General features: G+C 66.0%; 3 protein-coding genes. 2 read left to right on the top strand and 1 reads right to left on the bottom strand.

Annotated elements, in window-relative coordinates; translation table 11 throughout:
• A partial coding sequence (locus tag JHD07_RS11920; RefSeq protein WP_291622207.1) for a GGDEF domain-containing protein occupies window positions 1-492 on the bottom strand: 492 nt, incomplete at its 3' end.
• 142 nt (window positions 493-634) lie between these two features.
• On the opposite strand from JHD07_RS11920, the gene purE reads away from it, so the two are divergent.
• Entirely contained in the window at window positions 635-1,123 is a 489-nt protein-coding gene (gene purE, locus JHD07_RS11915; protein WP_291622205.1) for a 5-(carboxyamino)imidazole ribonucleotide mutase, read from the top strand.
• The coding region (locus tag JHD07_RS11910; protein WP_291622204.1) for a 5-(carboxyamino)imidazole ribonucleotide synthase at window positions 1,120-2,156 on the top strand (1,037 nt) is incomplete at its 3' end. The genes purE and JHD07_RS11910, both read left to right, overlap by 4 nt.

Raw genomic sequence — 2,156 nt, 5'->3', positions numbered from 1 at the left:
GGCATCGGTCTCGCTCAGATTCCAGAGCAGCAGCGCGAACTCGTCACCGCCAAGCCGGCCGACGACGTCCGAGGCGCGCACCTGGCGCCTCAACGTGGCGACAATCGCCTTCAGCACTTCGTCGCCGGCGACATGACCGAAGGAATCGTTGATCGGCTTCAACCGATCGACGTCGAGAACGATCAGCGCCCCGCTGGCGCGGTAGCGTTTCATATAGGCGATGGCACGCGCCAGCTCGCGCTCGAAACCGCGCCGGTTCGGAATCTCGAGCAGGAAATCGGTGTCGGCGGCCGCCTCGAGTTCCGAGATCCGCAGCCGGGCCGCCTTCAGCTTGCGCCTGAGATCGCGGATGATCGCCTTGCTGTCGTCGGCAGCTGGCGCCCTGCGCGAGGCCGGCTTGGCGGGGCGTTTCGGAGCGGCTCGGGATCGGCCGGCGCTGGTTTTGCCACCCTTCTTGGCCTTCGCAGCACTTGCCCTTTTTGGTTTCTTCATGGGCATCCTGCTCAATGAAGGCTTGCGGGGATTCACCAAGACAGGATAGTGGATTCCCTTCTCCTTGCCACCGCCTTGCGAGCCGCCGGCCGGAACCGTTAATCTGGCCTATCTTTCTGTTTTTCTGGGCACAATTGACCTCATGACCGCGCCGATCGCCATCATCATGGGAAGCCAGTCGGACTGGGACACGATGCGCCATGCCGCCGACACGCTCGAAGCGCTGGGCGTCGCCGCCGACACGCGCATCGTTTCGGCCCACCGAACCCCCGACCGCCTGTTTACCTTCGCCAGGGGCGCCAAGGCGGCGGGTTACAAGGTGATCATCGCCGGCGCCGGCGGCGCGGCACATCTGCCCGGCATGGCGGCGGCGCTGACGGAGCTCCCGGTTTTCGGCGTCCCCGTCGAATCCAAGACACTCAAGGGCCTCGATTCGCTCTATTCGATCGTGCAGATGCCTGCAGGCATCCCGGTCGGTACCCTTGCCATCGGCAAGGCCGGCGCGATCAATGCCGCATTGCTGGCGGCCGCCGTGCTGGCGCTCTCCGACCCCGCTCTGTCGGATCGCCTCGCCGCCTGGCGCAAGGCGCAAACGGACGCGGTTGCCGAGCGCCCGGAGGACAAGGCGTGACGGACACCAGGCATGTGAAGCTGAAGCCCGGCGACACCATCGGAATCCTCGGCGGCGGACAATTGGGCCGGATGCTGGCCATGGCCGCGGCGCGGCTCGGCCTTCGCTGCCAGGTGTTTTCGCCCGATCCGGATTCGCCCGCGTTTGACGTCGTGCTGAACGCGACCTGTGCCGAATACGCCGACGTCGAGGCGCTCGAGCTGTTCGCCGGCGACGTCGACGTCATCACCTACGAATTCGAGAACGTGCCGGCAGCGGCCGCGATGGTGCTGGATGCGCGCCGCCCGGTGCTGCCCAACCGCAAGATCCTCGAGACCACCCAGGACCGCCTCGCTGAGAAGGATTTCGTGACGCGGCTCGGGATCGGCACGGCCGCCTACGCCGACGTCACTTCGGTAGCTTCGTTGCGCGAGGCGATCGTCAGGATCGGCCTTCCCGCCGTGCTCAAGACCCGCCGCTTCGGTTATGACGGCAAGGGTCAGGCGATCATCCGCGAGGGCGACGACATCGCCAAGGTGTGGACCAGCCTCGCCACCAAAGCGGCGATCCTGGAGGCTTTCGTGCCGTACGAGCGCGAGATCTCGGTGATCGCCGCACGCGCCGCCACGGGCCAGGTCGAGTGCTTCGACGTCACCGAGAACGAGCACCGCGACCACATTCTGAAGATCTCGCGCGCGCCCGCGCCGATTCCGGATGCGCTCGCCGAGGAAGCGCGCAATATCGCAGGCAAGATCGCAGGCGCGCTCGACTATGTCGGCGTGCTCGCCGTCGAGATGTTCGTGCTCGCCAATGGCACCGGACCGAAGGTGCTGGTCAACGAGATCGCTCCGCGCGTGCACAATTCCGGGCATTGGACGCTCGATGGCGCCTCGGTCTCGCAGTTCGAGCAGCACATCCGCGCCATCGCCGGCTGGCCGCTCGGCAAGCCCGTGCGTCATGGCGAAATCGTCACCATGACCAACCTGATCGGGGACGAGATCAACGATTACGAGAAGTGGCTGAGCGTGCCGGGCGCGACAGTGCACATCTATGG

Source organism: Bradyrhizobium sp. (assembly GCF_016462955.1).
Classification (GTDB): Bacteria; Pseudomonadota; Alphaproteobacteria; order Rhizobiales; family Xanthobacteraceae; genus Bradyrhizobium.
The sequence above is the reverse complement of the archived record's forward strand: the minus strand, read 5'-3'. Positions and strand labels throughout refer to the sequence as shown.

Coding starts and splice junctions, on each gene's coding strand:
- purE (WP_291622205.1), top strand. CDS start 635: ATGACCGCGCCGATCGCCATCATCATGGGAAGCCAGTCGGACTGGGAC.